Annotated in this window: 17 protein-coding genes; 8 read left to right on the top strand and 9 right to left on the bottom strand. The window is 40.2% G+C overall.

The genetic code is table 11. The features are described from left to right. Positions 1-26 precede the first annotated feature (26 nt). Genes ABFY09_RS07865 through ABFY09_RS07845 form a run of 5 tightly spaced genes read left to right on the top strand, consistent with a single transcriptional unit; the run spans position 27 to position 4,928 of the window. Entirely contained in the window at positions 27-1,007 is a 981-nt protein-coding gene (locus tag ABFY09_RS07865) for an ABC transporter permease (RefSeq protein ID WP_347983759.1), read from the top strand. Then, complete coding sequence (locus ABFY09_RS07860) at positions 1,004-1,945, top strand: ABC transporter permease (protein ID WP_347983758.1); 942 nt, start codon at positions 1,004-1,006, stop codon at positions 1,943-1,945. The genes ABFY09_RS07865 and ABFY09_RS07860 overlap by 4 nt, the downstream gene beginning before the upstream one ends. A 1-nt stretch (position 1,946) precedes the next feature. Continuing rightward, positions 1,947-2,948 (top strand): ABC transporter ATP-binding protein, encoded by a 1,002-nt coding sequence (locus ABFY09_RS07855; protein WP_347983757.1) that lies wholly within the window; start codon positions 1,947-1,949, stop codon positions 2,946-2,948. Beyond that, a complete protein-coding gene (locus tag ABFY09_RS07850; protein ID WP_347983756.1) occupies positions 2,945-3,955 on the top strand; it encodes an oligopeptide/dipeptide ABC transporter ATP-binding protein in 1,011 nt (336 codons plus the stop codon). The genes ABFY09_RS07855 and ABFY09_RS07850 overlap by 4 nt, the downstream gene beginning before the upstream one ends. 37 nt (positions 3,956-3,992) lie before the next feature. Further along, the gene (locus tag ABFY09_RS07845) at positions 3,993-4,928 is read left to right on the top strand and encodes a LysR family transcriptional regulator (RefSeq protein ID WP_347983755.1); all 936 of its coding nucleotides are present in this window, start codon (positions 3,993-3,995) and stop codon (positions 4,926-4,928) included. Between the two features lie 43 nt (positions 4,929-4,971). Here the strand turns inward: ABFY09_RS07845 and ABFY09_RS07840 are convergent, their stop codons facing one another. Next, the gene (locus ABFY09_RS07840) at positions 4,972-7,308 is read right to left on the bottom strand and encodes an EAL domain-containing protein (protein WP_347983754.1); all 2,337 of its coding nucleotides are present in this window, start codon (positions 7,306-7,308) and stop codon (positions 4,972-4,974) included. Between the two features lie 172 nt (positions 7,309-7,480). Between ABFY09_RS07840 and dbpA the strand changes: the two genes are divergently transcribed. The 3 genes from dbpA to guaD all read left to right on the top strand — a co-directional run bounded on the left by dbpA (position 7,481) and on the right by guaD (position 10,697). After that, entirely contained in the window at positions 7,481-8,863 is a 1,383-nt protein-coding gene (gene dbpA / locus ABFY09_RS07835) for an ATP-dependent RNA helicase DbpA (RefSeq protein WP_347983753.1), read from the top strand. Between the two features lie 14 nt (positions 8,864-8,877). Then, entirely contained in the window at positions 8,878-9,255 is a 378-nt protein-coding gene (locus tag ABFY09_RS07830; protein ID WP_347983752.1) for a hypothetical protein, read from the top strand. A 140-nt stretch (positions 9,256-9,395) separates the two neighbouring features. Next, positions 9,396-10,697: a guanine deaminase gene (gene guaD / locus ABFY09_RS07825; protein ID WP_347983751.1), complete on the top strand. Its 1,302-nt coding sequence runs from the start codon at positions 9,396-9,398 to the stop codon at positions 10,695-10,697. A 53-nt stretch (positions 10,698-10,750) separates the two neighbouring features. On the opposite strand, the gene ABFY09_RS07820 is transcribed toward guaD, so the two are convergent. From ABFY09_RS07820 to ABFY09_RS07785, 8 genes are all read right to left on the bottom strand, one after another. Then, complete coding sequence (locus ABFY09_RS07820) at positions 10,751-12,442, bottom strand: methyl-accepting chemotaxis protein (RefSeq protein ID WP_347983750.1); 1,692 nt, start codon at positions 12,440-12,442, stop codon at positions 10,751-10,753. A gap of 666 nt (positions 12,443-13,108) precedes the next feature. After that, positions 13,109-13,291, bottom strand: a complete 183-nt coding sequence (locus ABFY09_RS07815; protein ID WP_347983749.1) for a hypothetical protein — start codon at positions 13,289-13,291, stop codon at positions 13,109-13,111. Positions 13,292-13,601: 310 nt separating this feature from the next. Further along, a complete protein-coding gene (locus ABFY09_RS07810; protein ID WP_347983748.1) occupies positions 13,602-14,168 on the bottom strand; it encodes a TetR/AcrR family transcriptional regulator in 567 nt (188 codons plus the stop codon). An 84-nt stretch (positions 14,169-14,252) separates the two neighbouring features. Then, positions 14,253-15,992 (bottom strand): SulP family inorganic anion transporter, encoded by a 1,740-nt coding sequence (locus ABFY09_RS07805; protein WP_347983747.1) that lies wholly within the window; start codon positions 15,990-15,992, stop codon positions 14,253-14,255. A 75-nt stretch (positions 15,993-16,067) separates the two neighbouring features. Further along, positions 16,068-18,629, bottom strand: a complete 2,562-nt coding sequence (locus ABFY09_RS07800) for a TRAP transporter permease (RefSeq protein WP_347983746.1) — start codon at positions 18,627-18,629, stop codon at positions 16,068-16,070. 79 nt (positions 18,630-18,708) lie between these two features. Then, positions 18,709-19,695, bottom strand: coding sequence for a TAXI family TRAP transporter solute-binding subunit (locus tag ABFY09_RS07795; RefSeq protein ID WP_347983745.1), 987 nt, complete (start codon positions 19,693-19,695; stop codon positions 18,709-18,711). A gap of 146 nt (positions 19,696-19,841) precedes the next feature. Beyond that, positions 19,842-20,663 (bottom strand): pyrroline-5-carboxylate reductase, encoded by an 822-nt coding sequence (gene proC, locus ABFY09_RS07790; RefSeq protein ID WP_347983744.1) that lies wholly within the window; start codon positions 20,661-20,663, stop codon positions 19,842-19,844. Positions 20,664-20,691: 28 nt separating this feature from the next. Next, positions 20,692-21,606 carry a D-amino acid aminotransferase gene (locus tag ABFY09_RS07785; RefSeq protein ID WP_347983743.1) on the bottom strand — a complete coding sequence of 305 codons (915 nt, stop codon included), beginning with the start codon at positions 21,604-21,606 and terminating at the stop codon, positions 20,692-20,694. Between the last annotated feature and the right edge of the window lie 218 nt (positions 21,607-21,824).

Raw genomic sequence — 21,824 nt, 5'->3', positions numbered from 1 at the left:
ATATTAAGTGGGAATTACATCGTCTAATGCTGATTTTTTTACTCCGCCGATTAATGCAGGCCTGTTTTGTGATGATCTGCATTAGTGTAATCAGTTTTGCCGTACAAGACCGACTAGGCGACCCTGTTCAACAAATGGTTGGTCTGACTGTTTCGCAAGATGAACGAAATCAATTACGTGAAGAGCTAGGTCTCAATGATAACTTTTTAAGTCAATATTTTCGCTTTGCAAAAGGCGCAGTACAAGGCGACTTAGGCACATCATATTATTATAAACAACCGACACTAGAAGTAATTTTTCAAAAAGTCCCAGCCACATTGGAACTGGCTTTTTGTGCCATTATATTGGTTATATTAGTAGCAACACCCTGTGGAGTCTTAGCAGCAATCAAACCTAGGCATCCTATATCCAGGCTACTTATGATCATCAGTTCTATCGGACTCTCAGTACCTATTTTCATTGTGGCTATATCTATGGTGTATTTCTTCTCGATTGAATGGAGTCTAGCGCCCAGTTTTGGGCGAGGACAAACCATAGAAGTATTTTCCATTTGGGATAGTGGGCTCTTTACAAAAGACGGTTTACATCATTTGTTGCTTCCTAGCTTATCACTCGCCATCGCATTAATGCCCATATTCATTCGTTTGATCCGAGCTGAAATGATGGAAGTGTTACAGTCCGAATACATTCGATTTGCTTGGTCAAAAGGCCTTTCTGCTCCGCGAATCTATTTTATTCATGCGCTTAAAAACACCATGTTACCGGTAATCACTGTAGGTGGAATACAGGCAGGAACACTGGTTGCCTATACCATTTTAACAGAAACTATTTTCCAATGGCCCGGCATGGGATTTCTTTTTATGGATGCAGTGAGCCGAGTTGATACACCACTTATTTCCGCTTACTTAATGGTTGTCGGTGCCATGTTCGTCATAACCAATACACTAGTGGATTTAATCTACGGGTTAGTCAATCCTACTGTGAGACTAGCGAGTCATGGATCATGAAGAACGTTAAAAAAGACCTTCTACACCCTCCACTTTCAGGCAGTCGCTGGCATCATATATGGTCTGGTTTTGTGGGAGACAAATTAGCCGTACTCGCTCTACTCATTTTTATTTTTTATTGCCTGGTCTCTTTTCTCGCACCTTTACTAGCACCCTTTGACATTAATGACCCAGCATTTATAGACCTGATAAATTCTGAGATTGCTCCAAGCTGGATTAGTCAAGATTACCGTTTTCTACTAGGTACGGACGCTCAAGGTAGAGACTTGCTATCTGTTATTTTGTACGGAACACGCCTTTCATTAACTATCGGTTTATGTGCCGTAGCCATACAAGCTACATTAGGTATATGTATTGGCTTAATAGCAGGATATTTAGGTGGACGTATCGATAATTTCTTAATGCGCTGTGCCGACATTCAACTATCTTTTTCAAATATGATGGTCGCTATCGTATTCTTAGCCATCTTCCAATCCATCTTTGGTATCGCCATGTACCAGCAACTTGCCATGGTCATTCTTATTTTGGTCATAGGCTTAAGTGAATGGCCTCTTTTTGCCCGTACGGTCCGGGCTTCGGTATTAGCAGAAAAGCATCAAGAATACGTGGATGCTGCCAGAGTCATGGGCATCAGTTCGAAACGTATTATGTTCCGTCATATTTTACCTAACACCTTGTCACCTATTTTAGTTATTTTTACCGTACAAATTGCTAACGCGATTGTCGCTGAAGCGGCGTTATCTTTTCTTGGTTTAGGCATGCCCGTTACAGAGCCTTCACTTGGTTCACTAATTTCTGATGGTTTCACCTACATGTTCTCTGGTTCATGGTGGATCTGTGTTATTCCAAGCACCACATTGATTATCTTAATTCTAGCAATGAACATGCTTGGAGATTGGCTTCGTGATCACCTAAACCCAAAGGTTTATAAAGATTAGTATGAATCTACTTAGTGTTAGCCATTTACATGTCAGTTTCCAAATAAAAAAGCAAGAACTCGCGGCTTTGATTGACGTCAGCTTCACTCTAAATCGAGGGGAGCGTATTGCTATTGTAGGTGAATCTGGAGCAGGTAAATCCATATTAGGTTTCTCCATAGTAAATCTCATCAGCAAGCCTGGTTTTATCAAGTCAGGCTCTGTGAAATTGGAAAAAAAAGAAATCACCAAAATGAATTTACGCCAGCTACAAGAAGTCCGTGGCAAGCGCATCGCAATGATATTTCAAGACCCAATGATGACACTGAATCCTGTCATCACTATTGGCGATCAACTGGTAGAAACCATTCGTAGTCATACGAAGATCACCTACAAAGACGCCCGAAACATTGCCATCAAAAAGCTCCAACATGTTCAAATTTCATCACCGGAAAAACGCTTTGATCAGTACCCACATGAATTGTCTGGCGGTATGAGACAAAGAGTTATTATCGCGTCTGTTCTGTTACTCAACCCAGATATCATCATTGCAGATGAGCCAACCACAGCATTAGATGTCACCATTCAAGCAGAGATACTCCAGCTATTATTGAGTATTTGTCATGACAATGGTGTCGCTTTGATATTAATCAGCCATGATCTCGGCGTAGTTTCTAAAGTGGCTGAACGAACACTGGTTATGTATGCAGGGCGAATTGTTGAAGAAGGACCGACATTAGAAATCATTAACGACCCCCAACACCCTTATACGCAAGGTTTATTGAATGCTTTGCCACAAATGACGCTACCAGGGCAACGCTTGAATCAAATTCAAGGTAGCATGCCTTCATTAACAGAACGCCCAACAGGTTGTGCTTTTCATCCTAGATGCCCTTACGCCACAGAGAAGTGCCAACAAGAGCAACCAAACTTTATTCACAGCGGCGTTTCTAGTGTGTCCTGCTTTCTTGTAGAAGATATGGTGAAGGAATTTTCTAATCAAGATTTGGAAATTAACGAATGAACCAGCCTTTAATCCAAATCAACAATCTTGAGAAAGCATTCGCTACCAAAGACAGCTGGTTCAAGCAATGGCGTTTTCAAAATGGTAAATTTAGACACTACAAAGATAATATACATGCTTTGAATGGCGTCAATCTCACTATCTATAAAGGTGAGACTTTGTGTGTCGTGGGTGAAACTGGTTGCGGTAAATCTACTCTCGCCAGAACTATTATGGGGCTGACAACACCAACTTCGGGTGAAATTCATTATCTTGATCAACGTATCGATCACTTGAATAATAAACAACGCATGCTTTTCCGCCGACAGATGCAAATGGTGTTTCAAAACCCTTATGCATCACTAAATCCAAGAATGACAATTTATCAGACACTAAACGAGCCTATTGCGTTTCATAGCCCTCAGCTCACAAGAACTGAAATCGATGAAAAAATTGATGCTCTTTTAGAGTCAGTTGGTATCTCAGCATCAAGCTCAGATCGATACCCCCATGAATTTTCAGGAGGGCAACGTCAACGTATTAGTCTTGCTCGCGCCCTATCGGTAGAGCCCGATTTCATTGTTGCTGATGAGCCTTTGTCTGCATTAGATGTATCTGTTCAAGCGCAAGTATTAAATCTAATGATGGACAAGCAGGAAGAACGCAACCTCAGTTACCTTTTTATCACCCATGATCTTGCTGTTGTGGAGCATTTCGCGACCCGCGTTGCTGTTATGTATTTGGGGCGCATATGTGAATTAGCACCAACAGATGACTTATTTAGTCGACCTAAACACCCTTACACTCGAGCACTTTTATCCGCAACTCCACGCTTAGACAGTAACGCGACACAACCTATTAAATTGATTGGCGAAGTTCCAACTCCGATTGAAAAGCCTATTGGATGTGTATTTCAAGCTCGCTGCCCTTATGCAAACCAGCGTTGCTATAGCGAATCTCCCAACATGCTCCTTCAGAGTGATTCTAGCAGTGTCGCCTGCCATGCTGTTGAAGAGGAGAGAATATGATTCATTCGTTTTCTCTTGTTTTCTATAAGGAGGTCACATGGAAATAAGGTGGCTTGAAGATTTTATTGCTCTCGCAAAAACACGTCATTTTTCTCGTGCGGCCGACGAACAGAACGTAACGCAGCCAACATTTAGTCGACGTATCAAATTACTCGAAGAAGAAATGCGCGTTATTCTAATTAACCGCAATACTCTGCCTTTGTCACTAACACCAGCAGGCGAAGTCTTTTTGCAAAGTGCTGAGCTCATTACTCGGCAAATCAGAGACACAAAAGAGCGTTGTCAGGAGATTAAAAAGCAAGAAGAATCTCAAGTACGCTTTGTCACCACTCAAACTCTCTTCTTGAGTTTTTATAAAGAAGTAATTGAGCCATTCTGTCAGTCTATAGAAATGGATTTGGACATCAATATGAAATCAAGTTCATGGCTAGGTATCGACTTTATTAACTCATTAATGGATCAACAATGCGATATCATGCTGTGTTATTGGCACCCTGCTATTAATTTTATTCGCGCTCTTGATGACGAACAATATGAACACATTGTTATAGCGCAAGAAACGCTTATCCCATGTAGCGCAACAGATGATTCAGGGGAGCCAAAATTTACCCTACCAGGTACAAAACGTAAGCCTCTTCCCTATATTGGCTACTATGAAAACTCATTTTTACAGCCTGTTATTCACCACCATATACAAAGACAAAGAGACATACCACAGCTGCAAACTTTGTCTGAGAATTATCATTCAGTCAGCATAAAAGCCATGGTAAAAGAAGGTTATGGTATTGGCTGGATTCCACAACGTCTGATGTCGGATACTTTAAATTATGGAAAGATTGCCATTGCAGGGGAAGAGAATTGGCATATACCACTGGAGATCCGGTTGTATCGCTCCAAGCTAAACCATAACCCAAATCTCACTCAGTTTTGGGAAGCATTAAAAGACAAAATACGGAATAGTAACTCATTATAAATCTTTATTATTCCGTTACCTACTCTGAAAAGCTGCTCTTAGGCTAAAGGGAGTCTTGCTGATTCAAAGCAAGTATCATAGGGTCTGTACCCATTAAGTTGGCGCCTAATGCTTTACTAAAGAAGTAACCTTGACCAATATCACAACCAAACTTTTTCAGCATGATTAGCTGGTCGGTATTTGTAATACCTTCTGCAATCACTTTTAAATTCAAGTTATGGCTTAAAACAATGATCGCATGCGTTAATGCTGCATGATTATGCTCTTCGGTTATGTCCCTAATAAAGACTTGATCGATCTTAATATAGTCGAAAGGTAGGTCTTTTAAGTAACTCAAACTTGAATAGCCAGTACCAAAATCATCAATAGCTAACTTAATTCCTAAGCGGCTAATTTGTCGTAGCAATTCTGCGCAGCCTTCAGCATCTTCGATCAAAATAGATTCTGTTACTTCAATTTCTAACAGGCCTGGATCCACTTTATATCTATTTAATAAATCCAATAATTTAGGGAGAAAATCGACTCTTTTCAACTGAGCTGCAGAACAGTTAATAGCAATAGGCGGGACACAAATACCTTGCTTTTGCCACTCAACAATATGTCTGAGTGCTTGTTCAATAACCCATTCACCTAAAGGAAGGATAATGCCGGTTTGTTCAGCTAGAGGTATAAATTCAGCCGGAGATACAGTACCTAATTCTTCATCATTCCAACGCAATAGTGCTTCCATTCCGACACAACGCTCAGTCACAATGTCTACTTTAGGTTGAAAGTGTAATTCAATTTCTTCGTTTGCCAAGGCATGTCTCAAACGAGATTCAATTCGTACATTGCGAACCAGCTTTTTACCCATTTCTCCATCATAAAAATGGTAGGTTGCTCGACCAGAGTTCTTCGCTTGATAAACCGCCATATCAGCATTTTTTATCAGGGTAACAGCATCGGCACCAAAGTCTGGAGCCAAAGCCACACCTATCGAACAGCCTATATTTAAAGTACGATTGTCAACAAAATAGCTTTGACTAATTTGCAATATAACTTCTTTAACCAGTTCTTTGAGTTTCACCGTATCTTGAGCATCATTTTCGGTGACAATAGCAAGAAAAGCGTCTCCTCCTAGATAGCCAATAATCGCTTCGTTTGGTAAAGAAGCCGTCAAGCGTTGTGCCACTTTTGCCAACAACTTATCGCCCACCTCATGACCAAAGGCGTCGTTGATCGTTTTAAAATGATCTAGATCTAATACCAATGTTGCTAACCATTTATCTTCTTTCTGACAGTCAACCATTAACTCATTAAGAACTTGTTGTACTCGGTAACGACTCAACAGTCCTGTCAGCTCATCAATCTCAAGACGCTGAGCTGCCGCTGACAAGGCTGAATGATAAATAAGAGAGAGTTTTTTAGTATAAAAAGCCAGAATACACGCAAGCACCATAAAGAAAATAAAGGGACTAATAACATATCCCCATGAAATATTAGGCCTCGCATCAGCTGAATAAATTGTATCGATTCGCCATTGGCGACCAGCAAAAGAAAGATAATTCGTATTGTACTCGCCATCACCCCAAGTAGTCTCTGCGACGTTTGCCGAGCTTGAGAACCAAACTGGATCACCTTTAAATGTCACATCGGCAATGCGGTAAAGCAAATCTTGGCTGCTTAATGCACCAGAGCTCTTGAGAAGCGTACCTACTCTGAAGTGCACACCAACTATGCCATGAAAGCCTGATGGGGCAGTTATTTTCCCTGCACGTAACCCAACAGGTAAATATACTGGCAGCCTTATTACGAAAGTATCAGAGAATGTGCTTTCAGCCCAACCAGGGAAGGACACAATCATGGGTTCAGACAAGGTATAAGTAAGAGAGCTTCGCGATGCTTTTACCGCACTCAAATATTTATACAGAGGAGACAAAATATCTGCGCCGTAAGGAAGCTTATCCGGATAACTTAATGTAATTGGTAAATACTCCTTACGATCGCCTTCAGGGTGAATCGTGAAGTCATTTCCTAGTATATTTTTTTGCGAGTTCTCGTACTCGGTTCGTTTGTTATTCGGGACATATTGAGCAAAATGAAAACCTACACCGGAAGGGGCTGATAGACCTTGAGCAAAATGAGCAAAGTGCTCTGGAGTAATCTGCTCTCGGGTAGATAGCACTAAAGAAGCAATAGCGGAAGCATAAGATGAATACTTTTGCAGCTCATCATTTAACTGACGAGCAAAGGTCATGCTAGAAAATTTTTCATCTTTTTCTATGTGATTTGCAGACTCGAAATAGATGCCAATGCTGCCGAGTACGCCACACAAAAGTACAATAAGAAAAATCATATAATGGGCTTTTTTGCTTTTTGCGCAATTTTTTAAAGTAATCATTATTGACTCATTATTATTAATAAATAAAATACTTAGGTGACTGTTTCATTCCCTTAACGACTACTTTACCTAAAAAATTCTCCTCCAACACGCTATAAATGGTGAAGAAAAGTATTTACTTTGTATTTCTGTTATCCTTCGCCCATCAACTCATATTCTGGACAGGCATTTTGTGACCCAATTTAAGCATACTTTAACCAAACTTCTCCCAACCAAACTGACTGCTTTGCTATCAGATATGGGGTTCACTTCTTTCACGCCTGTGCAGGAACAAAGCTTACCGCCGATTATTGATGGCAAAGACATTCTTGCCCAAGCTCAAACAGGCAGCGGAAAAACCTTAGCCTTCGCTATTGGCCTTTTACTAAAAATCAATCCCCGTTTTTTCGGTGTACAAGCTTTGGTAATGTGCCCGACTCGTGAATTGGCAGACCAAGTTTCAAAAGAAATTCGTAAGGTGGCTCGTTTTCAAGACAATATCAAAGTATTGAGTTTGTGTGGTGGTATGCCTTTTGGCCCACAGATTGGCTCCTTGGAACACGGTGCACACATAGTTGTCGGCACGCCGGGGCGTTTGATGGAGCACCTTCGCAAAGGCACTTTACGATTGAATGCGCTAAACACTTTGGTACTTGATGAAGCAGATCGCATGTTAGACATGGGATTTGTCGACAGCATTCGAGAAGTGGTTGAGTTAACACCAAGTAATCGCCAAACCTTGTTGTTCTCTGCTACCTACGGGGACGACATTGAAGCCATCAGTGCGGAATTCCAAAACAAGCCCATCAACATCAAAATTGAAGTAAATGAAGACCTAAAGCCCAATATAGAACAATTTTTTGTTCGCAGTGAAAACAAGGACAAGTGCGAAACCTTATTAGCCACACTGCAACATTTTGAACCACGCCAAGCGATTGTTTTCTCTAATACAAAAGCAGAATGTCAAGCAGTAGCAGACTGGTTGATTGATCATAAAGTCGCAGCGCAAGCCATTCATGGCGACCTTGAACAAAGAGACCGTGACCAAGTATTAGTTCGTTTCAGCAACCAAAGCAGCTGTGTTCTAGTAGCAACAGATGTTGCCGCTCGAGGTATCGACGTGAAAGAAGTTGACCTTGTTGTGAACTACGACACAACACGCGATACAGACGTTCATACTCACCGTATTGGGCGAACCGGTCGTGCCGGTGCAGCCGGTATTGCTGTTAATCTGGTGACATCAAAAGACGATTACAAAGTTCGTGACATTGAAGAGCGCTTTTCAACCACTGCAAATTTTATCGAACTCGAACAAGCAGACGCTCACTATCGTTTAATCCCACAGAAAACCACCATCTCATTTGATGCGGGCCGTAAAAACAAACTACGCCCTGGAGATATTCTTGGCGCGCTCACAGCAGGCATAGGTTTAGATAAAAACCAAGTAGGTAAGATTGATATTTTCGACTTCCGCGCTTATGTTTCTGTCGATAATGATGTAGCTAAAAAAGTCGTCAAAGAATTAGAAAACAAGAAGATCAAAGGTCGAAATATTCGCGCGCGTATTTTACGCTAAACGACTTTATGGTTATGGGGAAAGCATTAATCTCTTGTTTCTATCAATTTTTAAGCTCTCCGGCAGTTCAAATTGCCGGTTTTATTATTGGTGGGCTTATCATCAGTTTGGCAACACTTTTACCAGCGGAAAACCTCCCTCCAGCACCAGGCTCAGACAAGCTTCATCACATTATTGGCTTTGGTGGCTGGGCGCTCATGTGTGCTTTCGGGTCAATAAAGCGTTTTACTTATATGGCGTTGTTTATCATCTTTTGGGGAGGTGCGATTGAGTTGATACAACCAAGTGTTAACCGTTACGGTGAATGGCTCGATTTCTATGCCGATACCTTAGGCGTTGCCATTGTCTTTTTTATTAGATCTATTCATACTCGATTGTCTGCATCAAAGTAGTTATCGCCTACCTATCAAACAATAGACAACAAGAATCTTATGCTCTTTGCTTTCAGTCATAATGAAAGCATTGACAAGAACTGCTAAAGTATAACCACTCGGTCAAACTTATATTTTATAAAACATCAAAGAGAGGCATCATGAGCCAATTAAAAGCCTGGCGCGCCGCCATTGTTCATTGTATAGCAGATCCAAAAGACGTTGGCATACAAGCGGCTTATGAGTATTTCGAAGACGGTTTATTAGTCGTAGAAGATGATAAAATCCACGCCCTTGGCGACGCCAACACCTTATTAGCAGGTTTACCAAATAGCCTTGTGGTTGAACATCACCCTGATGCCATCATCACACCGGGCTTTATTGACACTCACATTCATTACCCTCAAACCGATATGATCGGTTCTTATGGCGAACAGCTGCTAACTTGGCTGAATACTTATACCTTCCCTGAAGAAAGTAAATTCAGCAACAAAGCCCATGCTCGCGATGTGGCAGACCGTTTTCTAAAAGAGTTACTTCGCAACGGAACAACCACAGCACTGGTTTTCGGCACGGTTCATAAAGCCTCTGTAGACGCCTTTTTTGAAGCAAGTGAAGTGCATAACCTTCGTATGATTTGTGGCAAGGTGATGATGGATCGAAACGCACCAGATTACTTAACAGACACGCCAGAAAGCAGCTACCAAGAAAGTAAAGAGCTAATCGATGCTTGGCACAACAAAGGCCGTTTGCACTACGCGATTACACCACGTTTCGCGCCTACCAGCTCAGACAAACAGCTGCAATTCGCTGGTAAATTGCTAAGCGAATACGACGACGTTTACCTTCACACGCACCTTTCTGAAAACAAAGACGAATGCGCTTGGGTACAAGAGCTGTTTCCTGACAGCAAAAACTACCTAGACGTTTATGACCAACACAAACTATTAAGTGAACGCTCAGTCTTTGCTCACGGCATTCACCTTTGTGACAGCGAATACCATAAACTGCACGAAACAGGCTCAGCCATTTCTTTCTGCCCGACATCCAACTTATTTATCGGCAGCGGATTGTTTAAGCTAAATAAAGCAGAAGAACATAACGTTAACGTAGGGTTAGGTACAGACGTGGGCGGCGGAACCAGCTTCTCCTTGTTACAAACTATGAATGAAGCTTACAAGGTGATTCAATTACAAAACGAAAATCTCAGCCCAATTAAATCTCTTTACCTTGCCACACTAGGCGGGGCAAAAGCTCTTCGCTTAGAAGATAAAATTGGTAACCTTGCAGTGGGAACAGAAGCGGACTTTCTTATTTTAGACACCAAAGGCACACCATTATTGGAGTCACGATTGGCACTTTCGAAAGGCATTGAAGAGTCTTTGTTTGTTCTAATGACCATTGGCGATGACAGAGCTATACAAGCCACCTACTCAGCAGGACAATGCGTACATAAGCGCTGAAGTCAAAACACAATAACATGTGAAGGCATTGCCTTCACATGTTATACGACCGCTTATACTTTAAATTGCTGTATACTTTGATTTAACTCGTTAATACTGATCGCCATACTACCATTGGCTTCAGAGCACTTCTGTGTGCCTTTTGTGGTATTTATAGATATTTCTTGGATATTATCAACACTCTTATGGATATCTTTCGCCACTTGAGATTGCTCTTCAACTGCAGCAGCAATTTGTATATTTAAGTCGGAAATACTATTCACAGCTTCAAAGGCTTCATTAAAGATGCTAACGGTTTCATTACTGTATTTTAAACATTCTTCCGTTTTTTGATTACCTGCCAACATGCTAGCAACGGCATCTTTTGCACCTAATTGTAATTTTTCAATTAGAGCTTGGATACTTACTGTCGCCTCTTGAGTACGCTGAGCTAGAGTACGAACTTCATCCGCAACAACCGCAAAACCTCGACCTGTTTCCCCTGCACGAGCAGCTTCAATAGCCGCATTCAAAGCCAGTAAATTGGTTTGTTCAGCAATACCTTGAATCGCTTCTAAAACCGTACCTATATTTTCTGTTTCTTCAGCAAGCGCTTCTAAATCATTTGAAGTCTTAGATACTTCATGAGCCATTTGATTAATGATCTTTTGCGTTGTCGCAGCACTATCTTTACCTTCTTCAACGCTGTGTTTTACCTTTTCCGCAAGATTCGAGGCTTTAGCTGTACTTTGAGATATTTCATCCGTCGCAAGGCTCATTTCAGTAACGGCATGCGTAACCATTTCTGTTTCATGACCTTGCTCTTGTATGTTCTTATCATTTTGATTCATTAGATCAACAGAAATCTTAGACAACTCTTGTAATGCAACACTAGATGTCCCTATTTGCAACATAGTCACAGACAGTTTTTCAACAAATCTATCAAACGAACGAGAAACTGATGCTACCTCATCCTTACCTATTTTATTAAGTCGAACTGTAAGGTCACCATCACCATTGGATACCTCTTCCAGTTGATTCTTCAGCTCAATAATTGGTTTCGTGATAATCCGCCCAATAATCATACTCAACAATATGGAAACAATAATAGATATCACTAAACCTACTGAAATCATATAGATCGCGTTAAGTTCGTATTCTTCTGCATGCTTAGCCGAAGTTGCTGTAAAAGCTTGAATCTGATGTAAAGCACTCAATAATTCATGGTCAAACTCTTCCTGATGTTTTTCAAGCAAATGAATTTCATCAATAAAATCCAACACTTCACCATTTACTATTTTTCCAGTAATAGTCTCTGTTTCATTATATAAAGTAATGTAATGTTCTTCGATTGTTTTCAAAACCTTACTAAAGTCAGAAAACTTATCTTCAGTAAATTGAGTTTGTGCATTTTCAACTGCATTTTCCACCAATAAATTTGCTTCTTTTATCTCTTTTTCAATTTTACCTGCTAGTTTTTTAGATGCTTCAACCTCACGTAAAACAGCTTCCTGCTTTCCTTTCCCTGCCAATATTAAAGAAGCTTCAAATGCACTTCTCTCAAATGAAATCACTTGTTGAAGTTGATGTTCAGCAATGGTAGTGAGCATATTTGTTAATGGAACGTCAATTTCTGCAATATCAACAACCTCTTTACCTATATTTTTCATTTGTGACAATGTCATTGTGCCCAGCATAGTAACCACTATAATTTGAGCCAACGTCAATATAGATATTTTGTGTGCTATTTTTAAATTATTCAGCATAAAATTTAATCCCAACATTAGAATTCAAACATTCTTCAATCTGTAAATGATCTTATAAAACAAAGCATATTGATAGTCCTTTAATGTATTCTAATACTCTTTTGACGTATATTAATAGCCCCATCGTGTTGTGTTTTGTAATAACGCCCATACATTTTCTCACTCATCATCAGATAACTAAAATAGATTAAAGTACTGATCATGTTTCAGCGACTTTCATTGTATTTAGAGCGATTAAATACATTTATCATTGGATAAGTTGTCGACTCAATCACTCCAAAAGAGCCACACAGCAACTAAGAACTATATGAATAAGTCTCATTTACTATCAGTGGATACAACAATAAGTGTCGTAAATTTCCCTCCTCTCATAAATGAATTAATGCCTTTCGATCAATTAGAAAGTGTTACTAAGCCTTTTTATCCCAAAGCAAGTAATGACAGAAGACCTTAGCCACTATGAACCATGTTTCGTATTCACTGCATACAATATTGGCACAGCATATTAAATTATACCAAGGCGTTTATTTACTCGGTTATCATTAGACAGTCAGATTTCTGACCGCACCACAATTATAAATCTCAGATACTTACCAGAAAGATAAAAGCTCTCATGTCAAATTTTTAAATAGGTTAACGAATAGTCATTTGATGCAGGCACTTACCTTAAAGAAACATTGTGATAAGGTGCTCTAAAGCTTTGATGTCTTCTTGTTTCCAAGCTGGGTGGGTATTGCGAATGACGAACCAAACTCGCTCTGTTTTATAACGTTTGCGCGATTTGTTTTCTAAAATATGGTTTAGGGATTTGAGCAGTCGTTCATCGACAAGTTCTTCTTTAAGCAGCATTAATATTTGCTTGGTTTTCTCACTGAGATCTCACCCTAGCACTTCCATAGCTTCCTCTTCTGAGCCATAGAGATGAGCAATTTCAATACCCAAACGCTCACCTTCAAATAGGCAAGAAACGTCTGGACGCATAGGATCATTGTGCCAAATGGGCTTGTTCGTATTACACTCATAACAACGCATAAACAATTTGGCTGCGTCATGCTCTATCGAAATTTTCTCTTCTTCGATGTGATGTATGATGGCTCCTCAAAAGTAATGAAACAATTTTCACTCTCTATTAGGATCACAATCAAGCTATCATTAAATATTACTCTTTGGTAGCAATCACCTTTTCCACAAGCAGAGAGAGCTGTTCTGAACTCATGCGAGTTTGGTTTAACAACACTGGCATTAATAGCGCCTCTTTACTGATGGCTTTCAACAAAAAAAATGAATCTTGCGACACATGACAGTCTTTAACCCAGCGTTTCAAAATGGCCTCTAACACCGTTTCAAATTGATCAAACAACACACGCGTTGACGCTTCCATTTTATGCTGTTCACCCAATAAAACTCGATATACAGCCAAACGTTCAGGTTTCCCAACCCAGGTTTGCCAAAGACTTACCCAACCTTTGGTGAAGATCGAATCATTGCCTTCTTCTAAACAGCACAAGCAAGCATTCATGTCTTTCTTGGCATGCTCAATAAGAGACTCAAGCACAGTTTCCCACAAAACAAGTTTAGTTGGAAAATTACTGTAAACTGTCGGTTTTGACACTTCTGCTGCTAACACCACTTGGTCAATACTGGTGCTTTGATAACCTTGTTTAGAAAATAAACCACAAGCAGCATCAATAATGTGTGCCTTTTTACTGGGTCTTCCTCTCGCCATCGCTTTATCTCTACTGCCGATTATTCTGCTTATAGCGCCTATTCTAACCTATTGAGAAAGAGGAAGTTTTATTTTTACAGCCGGCTACAATTTTGGCTTGGAAGGACATTCTTGGAAAACTCGGTTCGCACATGTTTGACAAACATCGGCAGGCACTTGTGCAACCATTGCTGAAATAGCGTTTTTTGTCGAATCTTTCAGCACGCCACTTTTCAATAAGGACTGCAACTTATCATCTGTAAAATCGTCAAGAGTATTACCTTTTAGCGAACTAAAAAAAATAGTGCCGCCACTTTGTTGAATTCTTTCAATTTCTTCAGCAAGCGTATGCTGACCAGTAACATCAACAAAGTTCATTCCCTTACAAATAAGGATAAGGCGTTTTACATTGGATTCAACCAAACAACGTATAGACTCTTGAAAAGACTCTGCTGCACCAAAGAATATCGAACCATCCAATCGAACCATCTTAATTGCAGGACACTCAGGCAAGCCATAACGGTTTACATTTTTCATTTGTTGAATACCCTCCTCTACTTGATAAGGTGCTACCACAGTGAGTTTAGGGTTTGCAGTCTTCGCAAGATAAAAAGTAAGAGAAGCAACAATACCAACATAAATAGCACTTTCTAACGGTAAAAATAATGTACTCAAAAAGGTCAACAGAAAAGGAATAGCATCCGGTTTCGGTGCCTTCATTTGCTTAATAAAACCTGATACATCAAATAAATTCCAAGCGATAATCAAAATGCTGCCTGCCATTACAGGCACAGGAATATATTGCGTAATATCAGGTAGAAATAGTAGAACCCCTAACACAATTAAAGCTGAAAATAATATAGCGAACGGCGTTTTTGCACCGGCATCATAATTCCCACCTGATCGGGTAAAAGATCCAGAGCTTGGATAACACTGAAAAAAAGCCCCGACACAATTCGATAAACCTTGCCCATAGAACTCTTGATTACCATTAATGGCTTGTTTTGACCGCATGGCAATAGAACGAGCAATAGCAACCGCTTCAATTAAGCCTAAAATGGCAATAGACAACGCTCCTGAGCTCAATAGAAACACAGTATCCAAATCAAAGTCCGGTATAACTAAAGAAGGAAGCCCTTTTGGTAGGGCTTTAATCATATCAATTTGGTCCTGCGCGGGATCAAATAAAAATAAACATACGCAAGCTCCAATCAGCATACTCCCAAGTAAATAGGGAATGTTTTTTAGCCAATACTTCAGTATGACCGCACTAAAAATCGTCGCAAGACCAATGATAAGTGATGGTGTATTTATCGACTCCCAATATTTAGCAACCAATTGAAGGTATTCTATAAAACTAGAACCTCTAACCTTTGGTAAGCCTAAAAAATTGCCTAATTGACTCACGGCAATCAATAAAGCAGCACCTGCGGTAAAGCCTTGTACAACCGCATGAGAAATAAAATTCACTAGAAAGCCAAAACGTAAAAAGGAAAACGCCAGCTGAAAAGCTCCAACTAAAAACGTCAGAATAAACATCAAAGACAAATAGGATAATTGAGACGCACCAAGCGTTTTTTCGATAATAATGGCGGATACAATAGAAAGCGCGGCTGTTGGCCCCGAAACCATATGCATAGAAGATCCAAAGAAAGACGCAATCACAGCTGAGAAAATAGCAGCATAGAGGCCAAACTCTGCAGGTAAACCAGCAATAAGAGCATACGCAATTCCTTGGGGAATCACTAAAAAAGCCCCTGTCAGCCCGGCGATGCTATCAGCTTTAAGACTATTTTTATTGACGATTTTTCTCCATCTCAAGAATGGAAAACCTGTTGTTTTCATAAGTCGCACTTTTCAAGAATAAAAAATGGGCAACATAAAATGTTGCCCTAAAAAAGTCCCCGGACGGACTAAAACTTATTGTTTTCGACGCCGTTGAATAACCACGACCAACAGTAAAAGTAAGAGACTAGGAATATAAACAAAGGCTTTTGATGGCTGCTTATTCGCTACTTCTAAGCCTTCTATCATTTGAAAAGGTTCAAATCCAGCTTCATAAGCATCACTGCCAATATCTACACTATCTATCTCGATTGTGTCACCACTTACATAAAGGTTAAGGCCTGCATTCTTCATGACCGTTTCTATATCGTTAGACTCACGGGTGATGATCATGTGGATTGAGCTTTCTGTTTCACCTGAATAGTTCTGCTCAGAAACATGAACTCTCAATGGCATACCTTCAGTCACAGAGTCACCTTGCTGCAAGAACTCCGACATAGCCATATAACGATACGGCTCCACTATTTTATCAATCCAAAAGTTAGGACGGAAAATACTGAATGCAATCAACAAGAGCAATGCCGTTTCCCACTTATTACTTTTTACAAGAAAGTAACCTTGAGTAGCAGCAGTAAAAATCAACATAGCAAGCGTCGCAATAATGAATATGAAGATTCCTTGAGCAATCGTTACATCAATTAGCAACAAATCAGAGTTAAAAATAAATAAGAAAGGAAGAATCGCGGTACGCAATGCATATTTAAACGCAATAATGCCTGTTTGAATGGGCCTTCCTCCCGACACAGCGGCTGCGGCAAAAGACGCCAAACCGACCGGTGGAGTCACATCAGCCATTAAGCCAAAATAAAAGACAAACAAATGCACTGCGATGAGTGGAACAATCAACCCATTCGACGCCCCAACTTCTACAATGACTGTCGCCATCAAGGAAGATACAACAATATAATTCGCAGTTGTTGGTAAGCCCATCCCCAAAACCATGCATAAAATGGCAACCAAAATAAGCATCAAAGTGATATTGCCAAAAGACAACACTTCTACTACATCAGCTAATACAGCTCCTACACTGGTTTGAGAAACCACACCAACAATCACACCAGCGGTTGCTGTTGCGATAGAAATGCTTGCCATATTGCGAGCACCAGACACCATGCCATCAAATAAATCTTTTACGCCACTCAATAACGAAGCCTGTTTTTCATCTCGAAATACACTTTCAAGGTACGGCTTTGTCACAATAATAAAAATGGTCAATAAAGCCGCCCAAAATGCACTCAAACCGGGGCTAAGGCGCTCAACCATTAAACACCAAACCAAAACAATGACAGGCAAAAGATAGTACATTCCGGATTGAAAGATTTGACTAGGTAACGGTAAAGATTCTAAATCTTGGTCCCCTGTATCATTCAGCTTTGGTAACTTGCTTGCGAAGAATAACAACATCACATAGCTGAGCAAAATAAGTACCGAAATCACGTAACTAGACGCATCTCCTAATACCACTTTCATCCACCCTAAAGCATAATACACAACGGCACTTAAGAAGCAGAAGCTTAAAAAGCCAAATAAAAACGATGCCAAAGTACGTACAAAATTTGCTCGTGAAGCAGGACGAGGAATTCCCTGCATGTTCGCTTTCAAAGCTTCAATATGAACAATGTAGACCAAGCCAATATATGAAATAAGCGCAGGTAAAAAAGCATGTTTAATGACATCTAAATAACTAATGCCTACATACTCAACCATCAAGAAAGCCGCAGCCCCCATCACAGGTGGCATAATCTGGCCATTAACAGAAGAAGCCACTTCAACTGCACCTGCTTTCTCAGCGGAGAAACCAACTTTCTTCATCATTGGAATCGTAAACGTACCCGTTGTCACAACATTGGCAATAGAAGAACCAGAGATCAAGCCTGTAAGTCCAGACGCCACTACAGCAGCTTTTGCTGGGCCACCTCTAAAATGGCCTAAACAAGAAAAAGCCAGTTGAATGAAGTAATTTCCTGCTCCGGCTTTATCGAGTAATGCACCAAATAGAACAAACAAAAACACAAAATCGGTTGAAACGCCAAGGGCAATACCAAACACACCTTCCGTAGTAATCCATTGATGATTAACGACTTCATAAAGATTGAAACCCTTATGAGCAATCATCTCCGGCATATAGTTACCAAAGAAGTTATAAAGTAAAAATACAATCGCAATTAATGGCAACGTAATACCAAGACTTCGTCGTGCTGCTTCAAACAATAGGGGGATTCCAATACATGCAACAATAACATCCTGCAAAATTGGCGCGCCAACACGAGTCGCAATACTTTGGTATTCAAGGAGATAATAAGAAGCACACAGACTTGCAACGACTGCAATACACCAATCGATAACAGGTATTTTTTTCGTAGAAGAACGACTACCAAAAGGAAAACTTAAAAAAACAAGAAATACCGCAAACATTAAGTGGATGGATCTTGCCTGATTACTATTCCAGCGTAGTAAATCCGTATCGATTAAATAAGGAAAAGGAGAAGCTATCCATAGCTGGAAACAAGCCCATAGAAACGCCACACTCAGAAGAATTTTTAGCTGTAACCCTTCAGGCTTTCGGCCGCCCATATCGGTTGATGAGACCAATTCATCTAAATCAGTCGAGCTATTGCTCTTTTTTACAACACTCATAACCCAGCTCCAGATGAGTACTCTTTAAAGCTGCCGAGCAATAATGCTCGGCACTAACAAATAGAGATAAAATATTAGCTTATTCTATCCAACCTCGTTCTTTATAGTACTTAACAGCGCCATCATGAAGAGGAGCTGTCAAACCTGCATGGATCATTTCTTGAGGATCTAAATTAGCAAAAGCAGGATGTAAGCGTTTAAAACGATCAAAGTTTTCAAATACAGCTTTCACTGTATTGTAAACCACCTCATCAGACGTTTCTGTAGAGGAGACCAAAGTCGCTTTTAGACCATAAGTATTAACGTCATTTGGTGTGCCTTCATACATTCCACCAGGGATAATGGCAGGACTGTAGTAAGAATATTTTGACAATAAACGATCAACCGCATCACCAGTAACATCAATAATATGAGTATCACATGTACTCGTCGCTTCTTTCACGTTTGCCACTGGGTGGCCAGCTACCATAACAAAAGCATCTACTTTGTTATCACAAAGAGCTTGTGACTGTTCAGCAGATTTAAGTTCACCCGCTAATCTAAAATCAGACAACGTCATACCGCCTTCTTCCATGAGTGTTAACATGGTTGCACGTTGACCAGAACCTGGGTTCCCAACATTGACACGCTTGTTTTTTAAGTCATCAAAAGACTTGATGTTTGCATCCGCACGAGTCACCAAAGTGAAAATATCAGAGTGAAGAGAGAAAACCGCTCTTAAGCCTTTATATGGACCTGCATCTTTAAAATTTGATGTGCCGTTATAAGCATGATACTGCCAGTCAGACTGAACTGTACCAAAGTTTAAACCACCAGAACGAATCGAATTTATGTTAGCAATCGAACCACCTGTTGACGGTGCAGAACAACGTAAATTATGGTCTTTAGAGTTACCATTAACCATACGACAAATAGATTGTCCAACGACGTAATACACACCCGTTTGACCTGCTGTACCAATTGAAAAATGCTCAACTTCTGCTGCTATAGTAGATGTAGAGCTAAGACCACTGGCAAGAATAACACCTGCTGCCGTACTTACTAACTTACTTTTTAATTTATTCATTAGGTAATTACCTCGTTTCTTTTGTGATTTTTTAGTTGAGCAAAAGCTCATAGAATTGCTTTATGCAATTTCTTTTAGGGATCACAACCTGAATATCAAGCTGTGATTCTTTTATTAATACAAAGCATATAAAGTTCAACGAACTTTTATGACAGTTCCACACTCCTTTTTGCGGCTTGTTGACAGCACGCTTCCATTAGCTGTTTCAGTATCGAATCGGCCATCAATGCTTCTAACCCTGCTTGCGTAGTACCATTCGGGCTCGTAACATTTTTACGCAATATTTCAACATCATCATCACTTTGCTCGATCAAATTGGCAGCACCAATCACCGTTTCCAAAGCCAATTCCTGCGCTAGGTTTTCATCTAAACCAAGTGTTTTGGCCGACTCAACAAAGCACTGGGCAAAATAAAACAAATATGCTGGGCCACTACCACTAATAGCAGTCACCGCATGCATCTGTTGTTCATCTGCAATCCAAAAAAAACGCCCCAAAGTAGAAAACAAACCTTCTATCAACTTCACAAACTCAGCCTGTTTATCGGAATAACCAACCATTACACCTTTGCCAATCATTGCCGGGGTATTTGGCATCACACGAACAACATTTTTTGCATTAGGAAGCATCTGCTTTAATGTTGCCACCATGATTCCAGCCGCTACTGAAACCAAGCAAGTTGAATCAGAAATCAAACGATTAAATTCCGTCACTTGCTGAATAATGACTTGTGGTTTAAGTGCCAATAAAAACACATCAAAAGTGATACCTGCTGGCACTTCTTCAACATTCTGAAAGGTATGAACCCCTTTATCTTTAAAGCCTTCTAGTGTTTCAAGACCTCGATCGATTAAATAAATAGAACTCGGAGTCATACCTTGCTGCAACCAACCATTTAAAATGGCAGAACCCATTCGGCCACCACCAACAACAAGAATCTTTTTTTCTAGTTCACTTTGTTCAGCCACATTACCCCCTAGTTTCCCTATAAAAGGACTACGATTCCGCCACTAATGCCTTATACAATTCACGAATACGGTTCACCATTGGACCTGGCTTGCCATCACCAACTGTGCGGCCATCAATTTTCACAACGGGTGTTTGGCCACCAAAAGTACCTGTCACGAAAGCTTCATCTGCGCCATATACTTCAAATAATGAAAAATCTTTTTCAACAACTGGAATGTTATTTGCCGCACAAAGGTCAATTACTTTCTGACGAGTAATACCGTTCATGCAGTATTTACTGGTAGACGTCCACACTTCGCCTTTACGGACAATAAAGAAGTTTGTTGAATTACAAGTCGCGACAAAACCTTGAGGGTCAAGCATTAAAGCTTCATCTGCCCCTGCTTTCTGGGCATGAGTCAGCGCCGTAATACAATTGAGTTTACTGTGAGAGTTTAACTTTGGGTCTTGGCTATTCGGCATACCACGAACCACATGCACCGTGAACAAGGTCATACCGTTTTCAAGCACTGTTGCACTGGGTTTGCTATGCTCAGCTATAATAACTGTCGTCGGACCGTAAACACTTAACTTAGGATCTTGGAATGGATGTTTTTTACGGCCCCTGGTCACCATTAATCGCAAATGAGCATCATGGGTCATTTCGTTTTCAGCAAGAGTATTATATAAAGCTTGCGTTAATTCTTCACGAGTAAGATCTAACTCAAAATCCAACACTTTTGCCGAATCGTATAAACGGTCTAGATGATCATTCAAGAAGGCTATTTTTCCGTTGTAAACTCGAAGCCCCTCCCAGATACCATCCCCCAACATGAAACCACTGTCATAAACGGAAACCACGGCCTCTTTTTTGGGAAGTAGTTCTCCATTTACATACACTTTAATTGATTCATTTCTTACATCTTCATCAGCTGAATGAGCGCTAAAAGAATGGGATGACATAACCTTACTCCAAGAATTCAATGATTGTTTTAACCTTTTCAGATCAAAATTAACCAATTCAGAGTAAAACCTCATAAAAATATTGTCAACTGTAGATTGTCAACAATACAACTTTTAAACATTATTTTATTTCTACAGTCGGTTATTTTTGGTATTGTTCCCTCGCCGCAGTATTCTGCATTAATTTGTAAAACTAGAGATTTATGTCGTTATCAACA

Origin of the sequence: Marinomonas sp. 5E14-1, assembly GCF_039939215.1 — a bacterium.
In the GTDB taxonomy this organism is placed as follows: Bacteria; Pseudomonadota; Gammaproteobacteria; order Pseudomonadales; family Marinomonadaceae; genus Marinomonas.
The sequence above is the reverse complement of the archived record's forward strand: the minus strand, read 5'-3'. Positions and strand labels throughout refer to the sequence as shown.

Coding starts and splice junctions, on each gene's coding strand:
- ABFY09_RS07865 (WP_347983759.1), top strand. CDS start 27: ATGCTGATTTTTTTACTCCGCCGATTAATGCAGGCCTGTTTTGTGATG.
- ABFY09_RS07860 (WP_347983758.1), top strand. CDS start 1,004: ATGAAGAACGTTAAAAAAGACCTTCTACACCCTCCACTTTCAGGCAGT.
- ABFY09_RS07855 (WP_347983757.1), top strand. CDS start 1,947: ATGAATCTACTTAGTGTTAGCCATTTACATGTCAGTTTCCAAATAAAA.
- ABFY09_RS07850 (WP_347983756.1), top strand. CDS start 2,945: ATGAACCAGCCTTTAATCCAAATCAACAATCTTGAGAAAGCATTCGCT.
- ABFY09_RS07845 (WP_347983755.1), top strand. CDS start 3,993: ATGGAAATAAGGTGGCTTGAAGATTTTATTGCTCTCGCAAAAACACGT.
- ABFY09_RS07840 (WP_347983754.1), bottom strand. CDS start 7,308: ATGATTACTTTAAAAAATTGCGCAAAAAGCAAAAAAGCCCATTATATG.
- ABFY09_RS07830 (WP_347983752.1), top strand. CDS start 8,878: ATGGGGAAAGCATTAATCTCTTGTTTCTATCAATTTTTAAGCTCTCCG.
- guaD (WP_347983751.1), top strand. CDS start 9,396: ATGAGCCAATTAAAAGCCTGGCGCGCCGCCATTGTTCATTGTATAGCA.
- ABFY09_RS07820 (WP_347983750.1), bottom strand. CDS start 12,442: ATGCTGAATAATTTAAAAATAGCACACAAAATATCTATATTGACGTTG.
- ABFY09_RS07815 (WP_347983749.1), bottom strand. CDS start 13,291: ATGCTGCTTAAAGAAGAACTTGTCGATGAACGACTGCTCAAATCCCTA.
- ABFY09_RS07810 (WP_347983748.1), bottom strand. CDS start 14,168: ATGGCGAGAGGAAGACCCAGTAAAAAGGCACACATTATTGATGCTGCT.
- ABFY09_RS07805 (WP_347983747.1), bottom strand. CDS start 15,992: ATGAAAACAACAGGTTTTCCATTCTTGAGATGGAGAAAAATCGTCAAT.
- ABFY09_RS07800 (WP_347983746.1), bottom strand. CDS start 18,629: ATGAGTGTTGTAAAAAAGAGCAATAGCTCGACTGATTTAGATGAATTG.
- ABFY09_RS07795 (WP_347983745.1), bottom strand. CDS start 19,695: ATGAATAAATTAAAAAGTAAGTTAGTAAGTACGGCAGCAGGTGTTATT.
- ABFY09_RS07785 (WP_347983743.1), bottom strand. CDS start 21,606: ATGTCATCCCATTCTTTTAGCGCTCATTCAGCTGATGAAGATGTAAGA.